General features: G+C 53.0%; 18 protein-coding genes and 2 pseudogenes. 3 read left to right on the top strand and 17 right to left on the bottom strand.

Annotation, left to right across the window (positions count from 1 at the left end):
* Positions 1-55: 55 nt before the first annotated feature.
* From NST04_RS08650 to NST04_RS08640, 3 genes are all read right to left on the bottom strand, one after another.
* Positions 56-1726 carry a response regulator gene (locus NST04_RS08650; protein ID WP_341183924.1) on the bottom strand — a complete coding sequence of 557 codons (1671 nt, stop codon included), beginning with the start codon at positions 1724-1726 and terminating at the stop codon, positions 56-58.
* Complete coding sequence (locus NST04_RS08645; RefSeq protein ID WP_341183923.1) at positions 1723-3432, bottom strand: sensor histidine kinase; 1710 nt, start codon at positions 3430-3432, stop codon at positions 1723-1725. The genes NST04_RS08650 and NST04_RS08645 overlap by 4 nt, the downstream gene beginning before the upstream one ends.
* A gap of 676 nt (positions 3433-4108) precedes the next feature.
* Positions 4109-5068: an alpha/beta fold hydrolase gene (locus tag NST04_RS08640; RefSeq protein ID WP_341183922.1), complete on the bottom strand. Its 960-nt coding sequence runs from the start codon at positions 5066-5068 to the stop codon at positions 4109-4111.
* 105 nt (positions 5069-5173) lie between these two features.
* Between NST04_RS08640 and NST04_RS08635 the strand changes: the two genes are divergently transcribed.
* Positions 5174-6037 (top strand): PocR ligand-binding domain-containing protein, encoded by an 864-nt coding sequence (locus NST04_RS08635; RefSeq protein ID WP_341183921.1) that lies wholly within the window; start codon positions 5174-5176, stop codon positions 6035-6037.
* Positions 6038-6283: 246 nt separating this feature from the next.
* On the opposite strand, the gene NST04_RS08630 is transcribed toward NST04_RS08635, so the two are convergent.
* The 11 genes from NST04_RS08630 to NST04_RS08580 form a co-directional block, all read right to left on the bottom strand.
* On the bottom strand, positions 6284-6667 hold the full coding sequence (locus tag NST04_RS08630) for a hypothetical protein (protein WP_036696310.1): 384 nt from the start codon (positions 6665-6667) through the stop codon (positions 6284-6286).
* Positions 6668-6825: 158 nt separating this feature from the next.
* A complete protein-coding gene (locus tag NST04_RS08625) occupies positions 6826-7599 on the bottom strand; it encodes an ABC transporter permease subunit (protein ID WP_341183920.1) in 774 nt (257 codons plus the stop codon).
* Entirely contained in the window at positions 7596-8507 is a 912-nt protein-coding gene (locus NST04_RS08620; protein WP_341183919.1) for an ABC transporter ATP-binding protein, read from the bottom strand. Before NST04_RS08620 ends, NST04_RS08625 begins: the two co-directional genes overlap by 4 nt.
* Entirely contained in the window at positions 8507-8698 is a 192-nt protein-coding gene (locus NST04_RS08615; RefSeq protein ID WP_036696316.1) for a PLD nuclease N-terminal domain-containing protein, read from the bottom strand. Before NST04_RS08615 ends, NST04_RS08620 begins: the two co-directional genes overlap by 1 nt.
* A 40-nt stretch (positions 8699-8738) precedes the next feature.
* Positions 8739-8966, bottom strand: a complete 228-nt coding sequence (locus NST04_RS08610; RefSeq protein WP_341183918.1) for a hypothetical protein — start codon at positions 8964-8966, stop codon at positions 8739-8741.
* Between the two features lie 2 nt (positions 8967-8968).
* The gene (locus NST04_RS08605) at positions 8969-9289 is read right to left on the bottom strand and encodes a YxlC family protein (RefSeq protein ID WP_341183917.1); all 321 of its coding nucleotides are present in this window, start codon (positions 9287-9289) and stop codon (positions 8969-8971) included.
* A complete protein-coding gene (gene sigY, locus NST04_RS08600) occupies positions 9279-9821 on the bottom strand; it encodes an RNA polymerase sigma factor SigY (RefSeq protein ID WP_341183916.1) in 543 nt (180 codons plus the stop codon). The genes NST04_RS08605 and sigY overlap by 11 nt, the downstream gene beginning before the upstream one ends.
* 58 nt (positions 9822-9879) lie before the next feature.
* Positions 9880-10086 carry a hypothetical protein gene (locus NST04_RS08595; RefSeq protein WP_341183915.1) on the bottom strand — a complete coding sequence of 69 codons (207 nt, stop codon included), beginning with the start codon at positions 10084-10086 and terminating at the stop codon, positions 9880-9882.
* Between the two features lie 199 nt (positions 10087-10285).
* On the bottom strand, positions 10286-10915 hold the full coding sequence (locus NST04_RS08590) for an MBL fold metallo-hydrolase (protein WP_341183914.1): 630 nt from the start codon (positions 10913-10915) through the stop codon (positions 10286-10288).
* Between the two features lie 5 nt (positions 10916-10920).
* Entirely contained in the window at positions 10921-11487 is a 567-nt protein-coding gene (locus NST04_RS08585; RefSeq protein ID WP_340751667.1) for a thioredoxin family protein, read from the bottom strand.
* The gene (locus NST04_RS08580; RefSeq protein WP_341183913.1) at positions 11484-12098 is read right to left on the bottom strand and encodes a DedA family protein; all 615 of its coding nucleotides are present in this window, start codon (positions 12096-12098) and stop codon (positions 11484-11486) included. Before NST04_RS08580 ends, NST04_RS08585 begins: the two co-directional genes overlap by 4 nt.
* Before the next feature lie 349 nt (positions 12099-12447).
* Between NST04_RS08580 and NST04_RS08575 the strand changes: the two are divergent.
* Positions 12448-12708: pseudogene (locus tag NST04_RS08575) on the top strand (autorepressor SdpR family transcription factor); the annotation flags it as partial.
* Between the two features lie 110 nt (positions 12709-12818).
* Positions 12819-13472 carry an SdpI family protein gene (locus NST04_RS08570; protein ID WP_341183912.1) on the top strand — a complete coding sequence of 218 codons (654 nt, stop codon included), beginning with the start codon at positions 12819-12821 and terminating at the stop codon, positions 13470-13472.
* Positions 13473-14339: 867 nt separating this feature from the next.
* On the opposite strand, the gene NST04_RS08565 is transcribed toward NST04_RS08570, so the two are convergent.
* From NST04_RS08565 to NST04_RS08555, 3 genes and pseudogenes are all read right to left on the bottom strand, one after another.
* Entirely contained in the window at positions 14340-16718 is a 2379-nt protein-coding gene (locus tag NST04_RS08565; protein ID WP_341183911.1) for an O-antigen ligase family protein, read from the bottom strand.
* Between the two features lie 354 nt (positions 16719-17072).
* Positions 17073-18265, bottom strand: a pseudogene (locus NST04_RS08560) (IS256 family transposase).
* A gap of 558 nt (positions 18266-18823) precedes the next feature.
* Positions 18824-20005: a class I SAM-dependent methyltransferase gene (locus NST04_RS08555; RefSeq protein WP_341183910.1), complete on the bottom strand. Its 1182-nt coding sequence runs from the start codon at positions 20003-20005 to the stop codon at positions 18824-18826.
* Between the last annotated feature and the right edge of the window lie 28 nt (positions 20006-20033).

The following is a 20033-nucleotide window of genomic DNA, read 5'->3' as shown; positions in this document are numbered from 1 at the left end:
CCTTATTTAGCATTATTATAGGCTGGCTTCCTCTCGCCCCTCTACTCGCCGATTTTCACTTTTGATTATCCGATTTGGATAATGCATGCCTCTCTCTGTATTCCTGGGGGGTGATACCAGTCTCCTTCTTGAAAAAACGGTAGAAGGATTGCTCCGTCATAAAGCCGACCGCTTTGGAAATATCCTGAACGATCAGGCTGCCGCCTTCCAGCAGTTTCTGGGCTTCCGTGAGCCGGGAGTCTGCCACGTAATCTGCCAACGACTGGCCCGTTAAGCGTTTGTACAACCGGGTCAAGTAATACGGATTGTAGCCTACGACATCACCGATCCTGGTGAGCGACAAATCCCCGGCCAAATGGTGCTCTACGTACAGCCGGACGCGGGTGATTAAATCATGCTCACGGTAGACCTGATCATTTTGCTTTTGTTCAAACAAAAGCATAGCCAGCGCCGATAAGTAGGCTTCTGCGCTATCCCAGGACAGGTGAGCCTCATATCTTGTCAGCTTGTCCAAATCAATGGAGTCTCCGATGACCTCATGCAATTCCCAGCGGTTCATATAAGACAGAAATAAACACATGAGGGAATAGTAGATCTCCAGCTTCAGCCGGTGACCGGTGCCGCGCTGCGGGGAGGCCAAGGCCGCCAGTTTGCCGAATTCGAGAAAGAAATGCTCCTGCTGCCCGTTGTCCAAATAAGCCGCCATGGCCCCCAGCTTACCCAATTGGCTGCTGACTTCATGATTATGCAGTTCCGTCTCCAGCGAAGCATCGCCGATTTCCTTGCACTCTTCGATCAGGACAAGCTCCTTGCCCATGCCCAGTCCCCGGCCCAGCAATGCCTTCAAGGTGCTGAACTGCCGGGGCGCATCCTCCCAGGGGCGAAACACTGCACCGGCTGAGAAAGAGATCCGCAGTTTCAGCAGCCGCTTACAGCACATTGCGATCGTCTCCAGCGTCCCGTGAATGAAACGGATTGCCCGCTTCTTTTCCTCCGGAGCATCGTTCAGGGGCTGCAGCAGCCATAACAGCTTGTTCTTGTCATAACGCAGACTGAGGCAGCGGACGGAGGGGTGCCAGTATTCCTCGGCAATATTCCGGATAGCGTACAGCATCAGCTCCCTGTCTGCCACACTGAGCTCATCCCGCCAATCATCCACGCGTCCGATGGTGAGCAATACGCCGCAGCCGGCATCCAGCGGACACTCAAGCTCATGAAATTTATGTGCAAGCTGGCTTAAGACCGGGCTGTCTCCCTGCAGCAGCTCCAGTAAATAATCGCCCAGCAGCAGCGGACGGACCAGCTGAAGCTGCCGGTGAGCCCGGCCGATCAGCTCCTCTGCTTCCACCGCGGCATCCAGCTGCGCAGCAGCCTGCTCCACGGCATGAAGAATCGCTTCCTCGCCCTCCGTCTTTAACAGGTAGTCCACCCCGCCGCCGCGCATGACCTGCTGTATATAATCAAACTCATCATATCCGCTCAAGAAAATAATTTTGCACCACGGCCAGTGACGCCTGATTTCCTGCTGCAGCTCAATCCCGTCCATTCCCGGCATGCGGATATCGGACAATACAATATCGAACTTCATCTTTCCCAGCAGCTCCAGCGCCTCCGCTGCGGAATACACGCCGTATACCTCCAGCTCCAGCTTGTCCCAATGCCCGAACAAATCAAGCAGGTTCTGCACAATCCACCGTTCGTTATCGACAATCAGCAGTCTGATCATGGCTGTTCCCCCTCTTCCCGTCTCATACTCAGCAGCACCTTCAACCCGCCCAGCTCGCTGCGTGAAACCTCAATTCCAAACTCCGGCCCATATTTCAGTTGAAGCCGGCGGTGCACATTGAGGACCCCTGTCGTTTCCATAGCTTCTTCAGCCAGAGTCAGCGTTCTTCGCAGCGCCTCCAGCTTTCCGTCGTCCAGCGCTTCGCCGTTATCCTCAACCCCGATAACAAGCCGGTCCGTTCCTTCCTCCCGGAAGGATACCCGCAGAATTCCTCCTGCCAGCTTGTTCTCCAATCCGTAGGCATAGGCGTTCTCAATTAATGGTTGTACAATGAGCCGGGGCACCATGGAAGACTCCCATCCCTGAGGTATGGGCTCCAGTTCGGATATGACCGTACCGGAGAAGCGGATGTTCTGAATTTCCACATAGGACCAGGCATGCTTCATCTCAGCAAGCAAACTGACCTGCTCCGCCCCATTTCGTGTGATGAATTGGAAATAACCGCTGAGATGACGAAGCATCCGGTCGGCTACTTCAAATTCCCTCATCCGGACAAGACCCTGCAGAATAAAGAAGGTGTTGTAGAAAAAATGGGGGTTAATCTGCGATTGCAGTTGCTTCAGCTCAGACTGCTGGGATCGGATTCTCTGCTCATACACTTCATGAATTAATTCCTGAATCCGTTCCAGCATGTGGTTGAAGTGATTATACACATAATTGAATTCATCCTGATTGCCGTGATATAGCCTGACGCTCAGGTCCCCTCTCTCCACTCTCCGGAAGGAAGTAATCAGCCGCCTCATCGGCTTATGAATAAAGCGGTAAATCCAGTAGGAGAAAACTACGACGAGCAGCAAAGCGATCAGCGATACCCCCCAAATCCAGCGCCGGTGCTTACTCAGAGGCTCAAGGACCGTTTCCGCAGGAACAAAAACAGCCAGCGTCGTCCCTAGCAGCGGTGAATATTCACTGGCTCCAAAATAGTCAACCCCCTCTGATTCCAGCCGGTATTGACCGGATGTGCCGCCTTCATTGAGCAGATCACCCTGCAGACCTTCCCCGAGCGCAGCCAGCAGCGAGTCCTCCACACCGGAAGCAATCTGCCACTGCCCGCCCGTATCCATCCATACTGCTCCGCCGCCTTCCCCCTCGGCCATGCTGGAGAGTGCACGGAGAATTTCCGGGCGGGACAGCTGAATCTCAATGGCCAGCACAGGCGGCCGGCCGGCGTACACAGCATCAGGATACACCCCGCTCATCAGCAGCTTCTCCCCCAAACCGAAAATCGGCGATTTCATATGGGCCGGGTTCAGAAGTTCTTCCAGCTCTTCAGGCGGCATCGCACTGTCGAAATTGTTGGCATTAATACTTCTGTCCATGGAGGGAATATACAGCTTAACGTTCTCCACGAACGGGCTGGAGCTTTTGAGCAAATACAATTTGTTCTTGGCAGATAATAAGGCGCGGATTCGTTCGTAGTCATTCAACTGATCCGGAACCGTCGCCAGCAAGAGCAGGTCGTCATCATTGACATACTCCAGCTTCAGCCGCGTAAGCCGTGTCAGCTCTGTCTCCAGCGAAGTCAGATAGAAATGGACACGGCTGGCCATGGATTCCGAGATTTGCTTCTGGACAACCTCTTGCCCGGATTGATTCATGATCAGCCCTGACAGGTAGAGCGGAATAATAACAAGCAAGAAAGCCATAACAAGTTTGGGATAAATTGAAAGCGCTCTCATAAATCTTGTCAATAGTATCTCTCCTTCAAAAGCTTTCCTTCGTATCGACATCATACCTCTGTAACAGGTCCTGGAACAACAAAATAACCCCACAAGCTATCCATGCCGCTGGCGCGGCACCACAGAAAATGGAAATGGGGAAGTAAAGTTATTTCCAGGGTAGGCTTCGCGGTTTTTTGGTGCATGAAATAAATAATTTGGGTGATTGCCGGACTGGGAGTCTCTTATATTGCCAAAAAGACACCTATTCTGCTGATTGCGGACTGAGTGGCCGTTATTGGGTCTGGACGAGCCGAAAACAAGAGCAAATAAGTTAGTTAAGAGTACCTCAGTCCGCCGAGCGTGCAGAATAGCCCAAACGTCTGAAATAACGGCCTTCCAGTCCGCATGGATTGCAGTAGCATGGATAATGTATGGCTGCGATAGGCAAAACTACTGAATTCTACGTACGTACCCAAGACTATACAAAATAACCCCACAAAGCCATCCATGCCGCTGACGCGGCACCACAGAAGATGGAAATGGGGAAGTAAAGTTATTTCCAGGGTAGTGAGGCTTTAGCGTAGGTGTTGACTCAGGTACTTTGCGGGGACCCCAAAACATATAAATTCTTAACTATCAAGAAAGAGAGGCGGTTCGCCTCTCACATTTCAAGCAGAAATTGTATCGTCTTGTCCTCAAAGCCCGGCAGCCGCTCATGGATAAAATCGGGATAGATCTCCAGTTTTTTCTCGCTGCGGATGCGGTTGTAGGCGGCGAACTGAGTGGAAGGCGGGCACACCGTGTCCAGCAAGCCCACACCCAGCATCACTTTTCCTTGAATCCGGTCCGCCAGATGTTGAACATCAATGTATCCGAGCCGTTCAAAAATCTCGTCCTCCCGCAGGTGCTGGGGATCGCGGTGACGAAAAAAAGTCCGCAGTTCCTCGTAGGCATCTCTGGCCAGGTCCATTTCCCAGACCCGTTTGTAATCACACAGGAACGGAACACTGGGCGCAGCCCGGTTGATCCGCGGCTCAAGCGCCGCACAGGCCAGCGCCAGCCCTCCTCCCTGCGATCCTCCGATTGCCGCGACACGGGCAGCATCCACTTCCGGCATGTCCATTACAATCGCGGCCAGCTGCGCCGCATCAAGAAAGATCTGCCGGAACAGCAACTGTTCGGCTGAATCATCCAGTCCGCGAATCAGGTGCCCTTTATGTGTGGTTCCTTTGACCCCTCCGACATCTTCGGACAATCCTCCCTGACCTCTGCAATCCATTGCAGCTATAGTAAAGCCCAAGGAAGCATAGATCAGCTTGTCGGCCCAGTCATCCGAGTGGTGGGCGTACCCGTGGAACTGTACCACCGCCGGATGCGGGCCGGCAGCATGCTTCGGCTTGATCAGCTTCGCGTGGATACGCGCTCCACCTGTCCCTGTAAAATATAAATGAAAGCATTCAGCGTACGGAACCTGAAACTCGCTTCTCACCAATTCAACTTGGGCATCCGTCGTTCTCATCTCTTGCAATGCTTGTTCCCAATAAGCCTCGAAGTTGGCCGGACGGGGGGTCCGTCCCTCGTAAGTCAATAATTGCTCCAGCGGCAGATCGATAAGCGGCATTCTAAAAGCACCTCGTCTCTTTTTTTTGTTTGTATGTCACACATAAGATACAGTACAATGTTGCCAGCAACGAGTGATCCATCCGGAAGAAGAGGAGGCAGCATAATGGGCTTGTTGTTCAACTTATCGGACGTCAAGGAACTGCTGCGCAATTTTTATACATTGACCGGTATCCGCACAGTGATTTTCGACAATTCCTTTCATGAGCTGGCTGCTTATCCCACCCGCCATTCGACCTATTGCCATATCATCCGGAGTGATCCGCGCGCGGAGGCCCAGTGCATCCTCTGCGACCAGCAGGCCTGTACCCAAGTGAAAAAGGAGAAGCAGCTATATACCTATCAATGTCATGCCGGACTTACAGAAACGGTGGTTCCTATTCAAACGGATAATCAGGTCATCGGGTATATTATGTTCGGCCAACTGCTGCAGACCGGAGAACGCGATGAGCTATGGCAGAGGGTCTATGAGAATATAGGCGTCTATCAGGTGGATATGGATAAACTGCACCATGCCTTTCAGCAAAAAAAACAGATCTCCAAGGAAATCATTGATGCTTATGCCAAAACCATGGAGATGAGCGCCAGCTACCTGTATCTGTCCCGGATGCTAATTCTGAAGGAGGATTCGCTCGCACAAAAGATTGACAGTTATATTACAGATCATATTAAGGAGCATCTGTCCGTTCCTGTTCTGTGCAGAGAGTTCAGCATCAGCAAATCCCATCTCTACAAGCTCTCGGAGCAGAACTTTGGCATGGGCATTGCGGAATATATCCGCAACCTGCGCATTCAAATGGCCAAACGGCTGCTGGGTGACACCGACAGTCCGATCTACGAAATTGCGGAGCAAGTCGGCATTCCCGATTATAATTACTTTACCAAAGCCTTTAAAAAGGTCACCGGCACATTGCCCAGAGTCTACCGCAAAGAAAATCCTTTGCAGGGACGCACTATGGACCGGTTCTGATTATAAGTGGAAGCGTATACAGGAGGGGAGGCGTCATGGCTGTCTCCCGCAAGCAGCCGATTGTTATCACCCCCGGTTTATAGATCTATTGCCCTGCTCTTTGCTGATCTTATCATCCGTTCCCTAGACCAAAATAGTAATAATCGTTTGAATTAATAGTCATTTTGTTTGTAAAGGTGTGGACTGCAGGCGGCATGCTTAGCTTATCACTAGACAAAAAAAAGCCGGCATTTCGCCGGCTCTTACTTAAATCCAAGCGCGAAGATTCACCTGTTTGATGAAATCCGCCTGGGACAAACTTTCTGGGGATGTTGTCTCTATCTCTTCCGCTTCAACTTCTTCGCCGTTCATCAGGTGATGGAACAGCTTCTCGTTGTACGTTGACAATGCATAATCTATCAGCGCTTCGTGCGTGGCTCTCTCGGCTTCTGCTACCAGCAATTGCTCCTCGGCCTCAATATCCTCTGCCGTAACATAGAAATTCCGGTTAGCTTCGGGAACACGAATGACATAATCAAACGCATTATCAGGATTGCGGTCGTAAGCAATCAGGTAGCCATAGTCTCCGATAGGAAGACTTTGCTCAAAAGCGTCTGCGACAATGACAATTTTCTCTCCTAAACGCAGCATCATCCTACCTCCTGACCAAAATCTATCATGGTTCTGCTTGTTTCAACAGTCTACTAAAAAAAGATAGAGCTGTCCAGCAGCAGGATGATTGTACGATGAATTTCCGCAGAAAACACTCTGAAAATTCATGAAAGATGGCTTTCTTATTGCAAAGCTTGCTAAAATGGCAATTTATTCCTTCCAGCCAGCAGTGAGGCACCGGCAATACAAATCACAATCAGGAGCACGGCGGAGACAATCGGTGCCAAGCCCACTCCGGTGCCTCCATCTGCAAGCACACCGGCAGACATTCCGGGCAGAGCAGCAGGCATCCAGCTCAGCTTAACTGGCAACAGGCCATGGACGAGACTCATGACCGCTGCCAGCAGGAGAGACAGGCCGGCAGCTGCAGGCCCGCGCAGCCAGGCACTGAAGAGCAGGGTAAGCGACACCGCACAGAGCAGCCACAATGCATACAGTCCGGACGCTGCGATCACATCCCGCCAGGATAAAGCTCCCATAAGCTGTATTGTATAATAAGCCGCTCCCGCTGCCCCCAGCCCAATGGCAATAACCAGTACCGTGAAGTTCGCGGTCCATTTGGCCGCAACAACGGATATAGAGGAGACCGGCTTCGCCATTAACAGTTCGGAGGTGCCGCTGCTGCGCTCTCCTGCCAGGCTGTTCATCGTTCCCAGCACCAGAATCAGCATACCAATTGTTCCATACTGGCCCAAGGCCTGAACCATTACAGAGGACGCGGCCGGTCTCTCCATATTCTCCATCAACCCAGCCGGGACATTGGAAGAGAACGCCAGGATATCCGCCATATAAAAGCTCACCAGCGGCTGCATAATTCCCAGAACAATAAACACCACGGGAACCCATATCAGCTTATAGCTGCGCACATTCTCCAGCATCTCCTTCAAATATAGAGCCCAAAGCTTCCTCATGTTCCCACCACCTTCATGAACAGGTCCTCCAGTGTCGATGAGCCTGCTTCAAATTGCAGCAGCGGAATATCCAGCTCTACGGCTTCCTGTAATAGCGTCCGGCGGGCAAGCCCTACATCCGTGACGTTGAACACGGCCTTGCCCTCCGAAATAAGCGCTTCTTCAATAAAATCCCTGTGTCTAAGCTCCTCCAGCCACCGGATAGCCGAAGCTTCCTTCCCTGTAGTGAGCCGGATTACCGGCAGACTGTATTCTGCGCGGAGACTGGACAAGGTTCCTTGAACGGCTATGGTCCCCTGGTTCATCAATACGACATCATCGCATATCTCTTCCGCATCATGCAGCACATGCGTGGAGAAAATAACGGTTGTCTGCTCCCGGATGTCCCTAAGCAGTTCCATGACTTCCCGGCGTCCGATAGGATCAAGCGCGGAGACCGGCTCATCCAGCAGAAGCAGGCGCGGGCGGTGTACCAGGGCCTGGGCCAGCCCCAAGCGCTGCTTCATCCCCCCGGAATATCCGCCAATCCGCCGCCGTGCCGCAGAGCCTAGTCCCACACGCTCCAGCACAACGCCCGATGCCGCTGCAGCCTCCCGTGCATTCAATCCGCTCATCTTGGCGGCAAATAAGATATATTCGTGCCCGCTCATCCAATTGTAAAAAGCCGGGGCTTGCGGCAGATAGCCCAGTTGCCGGCGGTAATCCGTCCCCGGAGACCCGTCAAAAGTGATCGTTCCCGCGCTCTGCGGCAGAAGGCCGGCAAGCATGCGCAGCGTTGTAGTCTTCCCGGCTCCATTGGGTCCGAGCAGGGCGACACAGCGTCCTGCTTCAATTCCAAAGCTGATGCCATTCACTGAGGGATGTCCCTTAAAGCTCTTGTGAAGATCCTTAACCTCTAGCAGCGGCATCAGAACTCTTTCCTTCCCAGTGTGAAATAAGCCACACTGCCCAGCAGGTTGCCAAAAATCAAGAATAGAACCCACATCCATTTCGGTCCGCGTACCTGCTCTGTCTTGCTCAGAGAAATCAGACCGATGATTGCCAGTATTACCTGCAATGCAAGCAGCGGCCCAATCAATCCCCAATTCAAATCATTCATAGCCGTATCCTCCTTATCTCCCGGGCAATCAGCTATTGTCTCAGCGGCTCCTTCCGGCCTTCCGTTTGCGCTTATCTGGAAGAACTACAAACAGCAGGTAACATACTGCCGGTGAGGGCGCCCCGGTAAGTCCCCAGATTCCCCACAACCAGGCCTTCATCCCCTGACCTCTGTCTCTGGCATCATGGAACAGCCAGGTTCCCTGCAGCAGCAGTAAGGCCGCAATAATCATCCAGAGCCAAATAGGTATCTCCTGCAGCTCCTTCACAATTATAATTCCTCCCGCCCGTGTCTGATCCGCGCTGCTCCCAGGCTGCCAAGTGCGCTCAGAATGAACACTGCCTGCAGACTCCAATACAGCACCGGCGCCGTGCTTAGAATAGAAATCACTATGGTAACCAGTACAAGAGCCACCAATAGGAAGATCAGCAGTTCCTTACGGCGCCGCTTCCTCCGGCGGACAGCTTCCCCGGCAATAAGCTGCTCCAGCTCCGGCAAGGAGGGCGGAGTAACATCGGCATACAGCATATCCAGATGATCCAGCTCCGCGGACAGCTTACCCAGCAGCTCCTCGTCACTCTTAAACCTCATCCTCATTCAGCTCCTTTCGCAGTTGACCCAGTCCGGCAGCTACCCGTGATTTGACCGTTCCGGAAGGAATCTCCAGCATCTCCCCGATCTCATCATAGCTGTACCCGTAATAATGCTTCAGCAGTACAGCCATTCTGTGCGCAGAGGATAGACGCGACAAGGCGTCAAGCACTTCACTCCACTCCATATTCCGGCTCTCAAAGCTCCAGCGTAAACTGCGGTTCCCCTGCTCCTGCATCTGCCCTTCCCGCCACTGCGCCTCACGGCTCCAGCGCCGCTTACGGTCGATGTAGAGCCGGCTGCCAATGGTAATCAGCCATGAAGAGAATGCCGAGGTCCCGTTATAAGTCCCGATCTTCTCCATACATCTGACCATCGTGTCCTGAGCAATCTCTTCCGCAAGCAAAGGGTCAAGTGTCGCTTTGATCAGATACTTGTACAGGAAGGGATAATGCTCCCGCAGCAGCACGGCCAGTGCAGCAGCGTCACCCTGCTGTGCCTGGCTGATGTTCTCCAGCGTCCTGTCGCCCATAGCCCCTCCCCTTATCTCTTCTGTCACACCTGTAATACGTCTATGTAATAGCTATCGTTCATTCAGAGTCCGAATTATTCTGCAGCTCCCACAGTCTGCGTCTCCATGGCTGTACAGCCCCCTTGCCTCCGGGAAAGCTCCAGAACAGCGTATACTTAGTATCACTCTTCCCGGTCAGATCATTCCCTTCATTCCGCTCTGCTATCAATGAATCATTCGCTTCCAATTCCCCGTAATCCAGCTGGCAATGCATATTATTCTTCATTCTGCTTCCCCCTAAAAAAATTCATATCTATAGGCAAATCTATAGGCAAAAAAAAGAACGCAAACCGGGATTATTCCACAGTCTGCGTGCTTCGCGAGGTAAATGTTACATTTAATTAACCATATTGTAACAACCTGGCCCCTGCTTGTCCACCTCTAATTTCCCGGTTTGTGTCAAATCAGGCCAGAAGATGTCGTTCCTACATCGGAACATACGGGTTGTGAAGCTTCTCATAGCCGATTGAGGTTCGCGGACCATGTCCGGGGAACACTCTCACTTCCTCATCCAGCCGGTAGAGCTTGCCGCGGATCGAATCAATCAGATCCCGTTCTCTGCCGCCCGGAAGATCGGTACGTCCCACTCCCATTTTGAACAAGACATCACCGGCGAACAGATCATTCCCGCATAAAAAGCTGACGCTGCCCGGCGAATGTCCCGGCGTATGCAGTACACGGAAAGAAAGGCCGAGCAGCTTCAGAATCTGGCCTTCCGCCAGATCGTATTCTGCCGGATCTGTGCTGATGGGAGGCGTGGTATCAGGCCACATCAAGGAGCCGTTCAGCTTCGGGCTGCCCAGCCACTCACTCTCCAGCGGATGGATATAGACCGGGCACTTCTTGGCCTTGCGGACCTCGTCCAGCCCGGCAATATGGTCGAAATGGGCATGTGTCAGCAGAATCGCCTCAATCTCCATTCCCTCAGACGCGCGCAGAAGGGCAGCTGGATTAGCACCAGGATCGATGATGACACCGCGCTTAGGGTCTGCCCCCGTCAGAAGATAGGCATTGGTCTGGAGTGCCCCCAGATTATAAGAACGAATATTAAGCATCGGCATTAGAATCCGGAGATCAGACTGCGCAGCTCTTTGGCGATAACTGCGTGTGATTCCGTTCCTTCTCCGTAGGCTTGCCCCATTGCTTTGCGCACTTCGGTAATTTTGCTGTCATAGTCCGCTGCTTCGCGGTCCGGGTTCTCCCGTTTGAATTCTCTCATCAGGGTCTGGACATGCTCCGGACGCGGTCCCCACTGCCCCAGTACATAACCTCCGGTATCCGCAAAAATCACGATGGGAACGGAGCGTCCGCCCATGGTCAGGAAATTGTCCATCAGCTCCTGGTTCTCTTCGAGAATCAGCACTTCCGTCTTAATGCCCGCAGTCTCCAGAATCCGGAAGACGACCGGAACATTGCGGACCACATCTCCGCACCAGTCCGCAGCCAGAATCAGCACACGCAGATCATCACGGTGATTCAGGCTCTCGAAATATTCCCGGTCACTCTCGTCTTCCCAGGCGAACTTCTCATACCAGGATTCAAAAGCCTGCTGGTTCTTCGTCATGGCTTCCACGAACTGGCGCGGAGTCAGGCCTTGGCCAAATTTGGATGCTACATTCTGCTTCATACTGCACTACCCTTCTTTTTGGATTTGTACCACTTGAACAGGAAATACAGAATAATTACCGCAATAGCGCCAAGAAGAATCTCATGAGTATACTTGGCTGCGACCTCATCAATGGTCTCCCACTTGTCTCCAAGCGTGTACCCCAGATAGACAAACAACGCGCTCCACGGGATAACTGCAAGGGTTGTCAGCATAGTGAATTTGCCCAGCGGCATGCGGGAAATACCGGCCGGAACGGATATGGCATGGCGGACAACCGGGATAAAACGGGCTGTGAAAATCACACCGGTCCCATACTTTTGAAACCATTCTTCGGAGTGGTCAATATGCTTTTTGGAGATGAAAATGTACTTGCCGTACTTCTCCAGCACAGGCCTGCCGCCATAACGGCCAATCCAATAAACAAAGATCTGGGCGATTACTCCCCCAACGGTACCGAACAGCACCGCACCAAAAAAGTTAATATCGCCTTGTGAGACCAAATAGCCGCCAAAAGCCAGGACAATCTCACTTGGAATGACTTCAATCATGAGCCCGATCATAATCCCGAAGTAGCCCAGAGACTGAATCCATTCAAACAATTGTGAAATGACATCAGATATAAAATGCACTGCAGGTCTCCTCCCGTATGGCGTAATAGCCTGGTATTCTGCTGGCAGAACCCATCTGCTTAACCGCTCTATGTATCCAGCTTCTCCTAGCCTATTCTAGCATATGCAGGCTTACGACTTCTACTTAAGGAATACAAGCGTAAACGGCTCTGCTGTTCTTTGCAGGACGGTAGCGGTTCGGCGGGAAATAGAAGGATAATTTATAGCGTGAAGCATATAAATTCTTCTATTTGGAAGAAAAGCGCCTTCGCTGAAACATATGTGTGAGTTTTCCGTGTTGACAAAGATTGGAATCGAGTCATATTATACATTTAGATAATTATTTAAATATCGAAAGGAGGACATGGAGTTGAATGAATCGTTCAAAGCGCTCGCCGACCCGACCCGGAGACAAATTCTCCGGCTGCTGCGTGAAAAGGACCGGACGGCCGGGGAAATCGCCGATTTTTTCAATATGACGAAGCCCAGCATCTCTCACCACCTCAATGCGCTGAAGCACGCAGGACTGGTGCAGGACGAACGTAACGGGCAATTCATCGTCTATTCGCTGGACTCCACGGTACTTGAAGAGGTACTTGGCTGGTTCCTGGAATTAACGGGTACGGGCAAGGGCAGCACGGACGGCCAACCGGAAACTCAGACAGATTCTGGCTCGAAGGGCTCCGGGACCAAAGGGAAAAGTGAACCGCCCGCTATTAAACATACGGAGGATGAACATTGATGAAGAATTTCACATGGAAGTGGCAGGATACGCTGATTGTCATTCTCGGGCTCCTCTCACTGGGCTACGCGCTGGTGAATTACGGCAGGCTGCCGGATCAGCTGCCCGCCCAATTCAGTATAACGGGCAAGGTCAATACTTACTGGAGCAAGGGTTCGGTTATTATCTTGTTCTCTTTTTTGGGCTTGATTTTTCCGCTCGCGATGCAGTTCATACGCAATGTTGACCCCAAGGGAGAGAATTATAATAAGTTCCCCGGCCCTTACAAAATGATCCGTCTCACCGTTGCCGTCATCTGTGATGCCGCTCTAGTCCTGTCGGTCAGCTTCGGGCTCGATGAGCAATTTGCCGCCGGAAAATGGGCTACTGTGAGCGTAGGGCTGCTGCTGGCTGTAATCGGAAATTTCCTGCCGCAGATCAGGGATAATTATTTCACAGGAATCCGCACGCCCTGGACGCTGCATGACCCTGCCGTATGGCGGAGAACCCACCGTTTCTCCGGAAGAATGTGGGTGACTGGCGGTCTGCTGATTGCGCTTGCCGCCTTCATGCCCGTTACGCTGTCGATCAGCATGATCATCACCGCTCTGGTAATCATGACTATTGTTCCAATTGTGTACTCATGGCTGATCTCGCGGCGTGTTAAAGCCTGAGATAAGCCGGGGGATGGGTAGGAACTGCGGCTCGGGGGATGGGCGGTGGTGGGAAGTCCTAGTACAGCAGTCATTCGGATGCTGCAGGCGCTCGAACGATAGTAACTGCATTTTGTACAATGGAATGCTGTAAAATAGGCTCCGAAATAGAATCTATTGTATTCCGTACAATGGAATGTTGAACAAAGGCCAGTTTTCACCCAAAACACAACATTCTACTGTATGAAATACAATAGAATCTCATTCTACGGTCAGTAATCCATTTTCTATTGCAGGAAATACAATCACCTACTTGAATGCAAGAGTAGAAGTCTGCAACGGGTGCAGCATCAGCTTAATATCAGCTTGATGTTCATGGATGTTCATGTTCACACGTTAACACTCCTGAGGTCTTCCTTACAGTTTTAAAGCTGATGGGCTACTAGTACAGTGTCAGATTGAAAAGGGCGGATACGCTTTTGATACTCAGGGGTTCGTGTAATGAAACCTTATCATCTCAAAAAATCTAACGGACTGAAAAGACCTTATTCCCACGAGAACGCCACCTTTTGCATCGTAACGGACTCAGGCGACCTTATCGTCCTTCTACGAGTCGTTTTGGAGCTGAATGGCAGGGGATAAGGCCCATAGGGTCCGTTAATCGCCCAAGTGACGACTTTCTTCCCGGATAAGAGCACCTCTGTCCGTTACGCTAAGCCAAACGCCCCTGAAGAACAAGGATCAATTGGGATAAATTGTAATTTTAAAGGAATTGCGTCTGCTCAACTATTTTAAATCTGATAAGGTTCTAGGTTGAAGCTGCGGTCATTGTGCTGATAGGTTTACTCCACTCGCGATCAAACTTCGAGTTCCATACTGAGGTACGTCTTATTTATTATTGGAGCTAAGGGCCGCCTGGGATTGTAAATGTGTTAACTCAAGATAGATCACTTCGCTCTGCGGAAGTAGGGTGAAGTTGCGGTCATTGTGCTGCGGTCCTCTGTCCTGCTCCATGGTGGTCAGCAGGCTGTACTGCCGCAGCAGCTCTAGTCCCGCCGTCGCGCTGTCCTCCGCTATACGTCTGTCTCCCTCTGCCAAGCTGCGTTCCCCCATCTCAAGCATTCCTCTTAGAGCAGCAAGCCGCCCCGAAGCATTAAAGTGATCCGTCTGTTGACTTCGGCGGACCCAGTACAACGCTTCACCAGGATCACTGCCCCGCAGATAATTTGCCGCAAGCTCCCCATGCAGAGCAACATTCCCTGGAGAGAATGACAGGCTGCGCAATAACAGATCAACCCCTTGGTTTTGTGGGAGCAGCCGTGATAAAGCAACCGCAGTCTGCGGCTCTCTCGGATTCCATCTCAGTGATTGCTGCAGCAGTGTAATTCGTACCGCAGGATCATTCTCTCTGACCGCCTGCTTGAATAGAGCAGCCCCTTTCATGACCTGGAAGGAAAGGCCGCTGTATAGGACGGTCAGCCCGCAGAGAACGGTTATGCCTGCATAAACCCATAACCGGCGCGGCCGCTTCCTTCGCTGGCCAGTCAGCTTGCTGCGCTGCCAACGGGAGTCATGCTGAGCTGGAGAGTTAACCGTCCTAATAGTCAGGCTATTAGCTTCGGCAACTGCCCAGGCGGGCAGCAGGAGCAGCAGCAGCCAGACCAGTCCATAGCTCCAGTCGAAATCGGCTGCGCTATGCAGCACGATCACAAGCAAGGGCGGAAGCAGCCTTGGTGACGCCTTGAATACCAGCCCTCCTGCGGCCAGGAGCAGCAGGAGGAGCGCAGCCAGACCCGCCATCCCGAGGTTCAGGAGGATGTCGAGGTAACCGCTGTGCACCTGGCTGCCTACGTAGGGGCGGGACTGGGCGGCAAGGTACGCATGCCGCCAAGTCTCGCCCCCGCGCCCCAGCCAGGGCGCTTCTGCCGCGAGCTTCCAGGCGTCGCGGTAGAACAGCCCGCGCGCGGCGGCCGTCGGTGACGGCCCGGTGATCCGCGCGCGTACCAGCAGCAGGACGGCGCTGGCCGCCGCCGTCCAGCCCGCCGCCGCCAGTGCCAGCACGGCGGCGCGGACCCTGCCCGCCGCATGGCAGCTGCGGCGGTGCAGCCATAGGCCGGCCAGCCACGCGCCGGCCCAGAGCCCGGCCAGCAGCAGCAGGCCGGGCAGGGGCTCTGCCGCCAGCCCGGAGCGGGCCAGCTGGCGGTAGAGTAGCGCCGCCGCGGCAACGGGGGCGGCGCCGGTGATTAGAAGCGGCACGAACAGTTGCCGCTTCAGGAGAAGGGCTGCGGCACCGGCGGCAGCCGCAGCCAGCCATGCGCCGCGCGACTCGCTGAGCAGCAGCGCGGCGGCGTACGGGAAGAGCGGCAGCAGGCGCGCCGCTCTCAGCCAGTGCGAAGCGGACCAGGTTCTGGTCAGCTTCGCACTGATGCCCGCACCTTCTGCACCTGACTCACCTGACTCACCCGCTCCACCGACACTTGCACGCACCGCACTGCTGCCTGCACCTCCCTGAGAATCTCCAAGCCTGAAGCTATAAGCGGCAGCAAACAGCCGTTCCAGCAGATACACGGCCATCACCGCACCAAAGGCATTCGGATACTGAAGCAGCCCGGCCAGTCTCGCACCAGTGGCACTGACCCCAGGCGATTCGGTATACGCCACCGCATAAGGAACCGGCAGACCTCCGCAGACCGCTAAGAGGGCCGACAAACTAATAGTGATTCCTAGCAGATGCCACACTGCTGCAAGAAGGGCCCCTCCCCGGCGGGTTCGTGCCGCCAACAAAGCGAATATCACAAAGCTAGTATAGAAGCCTGAGCGCAGCATTTCATTTAGCGTTCCTTGTGCGGATACGGGACTGCCCAGTGCCTGGATAGCATACAATAGACAGAGTAGCAGACAACCGCTGAGTAACCCCCATACAGCCAGCCGCCCCCTCACGCCACCTATATTGTCAGCCAACTCCCGGGTATTCTCTCTGCGTTCAGACTGTTCCTCAATTTGCGTCCTATTCAAGTAACCACCAGACAACTTCGGATCTACCTTGTGCAGCCTCAGCCCAGCCCCTCTACCAACCGCCATATAGATTAGTACCGATCCCAGCAAGACCCCGCACAAGCCAAACCACACCGTCAGGAACAAATACATCTCCCCGGTGAAAAAGAACCCTCTCAGCACACAGGCCGCAACCCCCGCTGCTATTAACGCCAACCCGCAAACCAAAGTAACCAACCAATCACTTGGCCGTCCATACTTGTTCACCTGCATCCTAAAATCTCCTATTACTCATGATGCTTAACAGTCTGCCCATATTTACTGGAAAACAGAAGAGGCAACTGGTCCCCCTAAGTTAACTCGAACGCTCAAATGAAGAGCACTTATACACCTGATTCCACCAAACGCAGCTCTCACGCTAAAATGAAGAGCACTTCTGCTCCTCATTCCACCAAAAGTAGCTCTCACGCTCAAATGAAGAGCACTTCTGTACCTGATTCCACCAAACGCGGTAGCGTCAAGAAGTTTGTGTAAATGAGTAGAAGTACCTCCCCGGGGTTACGGGTTGGGGGTGTAGTGTTTCTGGGGGGAGGGGGAACCCCGACCCCCAGAAATTGGATTCATTGGCTACTCTTCTACGACTGTGGGCAACGAAGGGTAGCGGGCTTCATAGAGCTGGCTGAGCTTCTTTTTCACCGTGTCCACCCCAAAGCCAGGGGTGACTCGCTGCCCAAACCTTTCGTTGTAGCCTAACATCTCCAGATACACGATTTTTTCTGCCGCATCCATGTTGGTCAGGCTGTTCATCGGCTTCAGACGTTTGCGGATTTCCTTGTTCATTCGCTCAATGGGATTGGACGTGTAAATCGCTTTACGCATCGGTTCCGGGTACTTGTAGAACGTCAGTAACGTCGAAAGCTGCTCCTCCCAAGACCGCATTTCCTTCGGGTATAACGCATTCCACTTCGCTTTCACCGTGTCAAAGTTCGCCCGGGCCACGACCTCATCTGGTGCATCATACACGGTCTTCAGGGCCTTAATCACATCGGTTTTGTGCTCCACACGGATTTTGGGTAACGTGGCTCGTACTTTGTGCACCACACAATGCTGCACATCCGCCTGCGGGTAGGTTTCTTTAAAGGCCGCATCGAGCCCCGGCAGTCCGTCAAATACACCGAGCAGCACTTCCTGGGCCCCGCGTGCGTACAGATCTTTGAGCACCTCCCGCCAGCCATTCGAGCTCTCTTGACCCCCTACGTAGAACCCCAGGATTTGACGCTGACCTTCTTCGTCGATTCCCATGGCAAAATAGACGACTTCGCCCCGGACCGTGCCCCGTTTAAGCTTCACGTAAGCCCATCCAGGTAGATCACAGAGTAGCGTTTGCTCAGCGGACGTTTCTGCCACTGGTGGATATCCTCCAGCACCGTAGCGGTGATGTTACTGATGGTGGTGGGCGAGTAATGGCTGCCGAACATGCTTTCAATAAATCGGGCCACGTCCCGGGTTCCCATGCCGGATTTATACATCTGGATCACCGCTTCTTCCAGCCAGCCCTCCCGCCGTTGGTAGGGTTCAAACATCTGAGTTTGAAAGAGACCCTGGCGGTCCCGGGGAACCTGAAGATCCTCGATATGGCCGTATCTCGTATGCAGATCCCGTGTATAGTATCCGTTACGGCTATTGCTGGCACCGGCTTCTTCACTCGACATAAACCCTTGGATTTCGGCACGCAGGAGCGATTCCATATTCTCTTTCATGAAGTCTTTAACAAGTTTTTCAAATAGATTATTTAGCATATGTTCGGGTACAATAGTCATCGAGTAGGGCTCCTTCTTGGTGTTGTGGTAAACCCGAGGATACCCTACTTTTTTGGTGCCTGGCTAGGCTCCAAATTGTGGTACACAACTTACTTTACGCCATCCCAAACGCAGCTCATACGCTCAAATGAAGAGCACTTCTGCACCTGATTCCACCAAACGCAGCTCTCACGCTCAAATGAAGAGCACTTCTGCACCTGATTCCACCAAACGCAGCTCTCACGCTCAAATGAAGAGCACTTATACACCTGATTCCACCAAAAGTAGCTCACACGCTAAAATGAAGAGCACTCCTGCTCCTCATTCCACCAAACGCAGCTCTCACGCTAAAATGAAGAGCACTTCTGCTCCTCATTCCACCCAAATTGGCACTCCGCCAATTCAGGAACACTATTGTCTATCAAAGCTCCTATAGGCTCCAATTTGCATTCGGTTTTCCACTTGCATAGGCTCTATCCCCTTGATCAACCAGTCCATACAGCCTCAAACCGCAAAAAAACAGCCGCCCCCATCAGGAAGCGGCCTTTCTGTCATACCCTAAACTATTCATCACGTAAATTAAGCTTCCGGACTGCCGGCAGGCAGCAGGTCGGAGCAGACGCGCTCCAGGTAAGGCTTGGCGCCGAGGAAATCGCGGAATGCGGTGTATTCGCGCCATTTGGCGGCCTGGTCGCCGCTGTCGCTGCGGACGGCGCGGATCAGGATGTTCTTCGGGGTATGTTCCATGTCGATGAATTCCAGCAGCTGGCTGCGGTAGCCCATCAGGTCCAGCAGCTTCGCCCGGATCGCATCGGTGGCCAGCGCTGAGAACCGCTCCTTCAGGATACCGTGGGACAGCAGCGGATTCAGCACCTCGCTCTCCACCTGCGCGAACAGCTCATGCTGGCAGCAGGGCACCGAGAGAATCACCGATGCGCCCCAGCGCACCGCCTTCTCCAGTGCAGCATCGGTGGCGGTATCACAAGCATGCAGCGTGACCACCATGTCCACCTGATCCAGCTCATTATAGTCGGCGATATCCCCCACCAGGAACTTCAGCCGGTCATAGCCCAGCTTGGCAGCCAGCGCACCACAGTGCGCAATGACATCCGCCTTAAGGTCAAGGCCGACAATATTCAGCTCCCGCTGCTCGCGGACAGCAAGATAATGGTACAGGGCGAAGGTCAAATAAGACTTCCCGCAGCCAAAATCCACAATCGTCAGCGGACGGCCTGCCGGCAGATCGCCCAGCACATCCTGAACCATCTCCAGGAACCGGTTGATCTGGCGGAACTTATCATATTTCTTGGCCAGCACCTTGCCTTCGCTGTTCATAATACCAAGCTCGACCAGGAACGGCACCGGCTCCCCCTCATCCAGCACATACTGCTTCCGGCGGTTATGGGCCAGATCTGGCGCTTCCTGCTTGCTGGCTGATTTGGTCAGAATAGATACCTTGTATTTCTTGCTGATCAGCACCTGATAGTCGGCACCTGCCGTACACAGCAGGCCTTGGCGGAAGGTGTCCCTCAGCAAGGAGAGCATCTCTTCAGCAGCATCCTCTGCGGGAATGTTGCGGTGTTCTACCTTAGGGCCGATATAATAGGCAAACTGATAATGCAGCTTCCCTTTTAGCTCAACAGGCTTAACCTGTACTTTATTGTAGGCGGCATCGCCCTTACTGCGCAGTTGGCTTAGTGTAGCCGTAATCAGAGTGCGGCCGGTTATCACTTGCTCGATCAATTCCTTCAAAGCTTCCAAATGGGTACATCTCACTTTCGGATATATA

It is taken from the genome of Paenibacillus sp. FSL H7-0756 (assembly GCF_038006765.1).
Lineage (GTDB): Bacteria > Bacillota > Bacilli > Paenibacillales > Paenibacillaceae > Paenibacillus_AQ.
The sequence above is the reverse complement of the archived record's forward strand: the minus strand, read 5'-3'. Positions and strand labels throughout refer to the sequence as shown.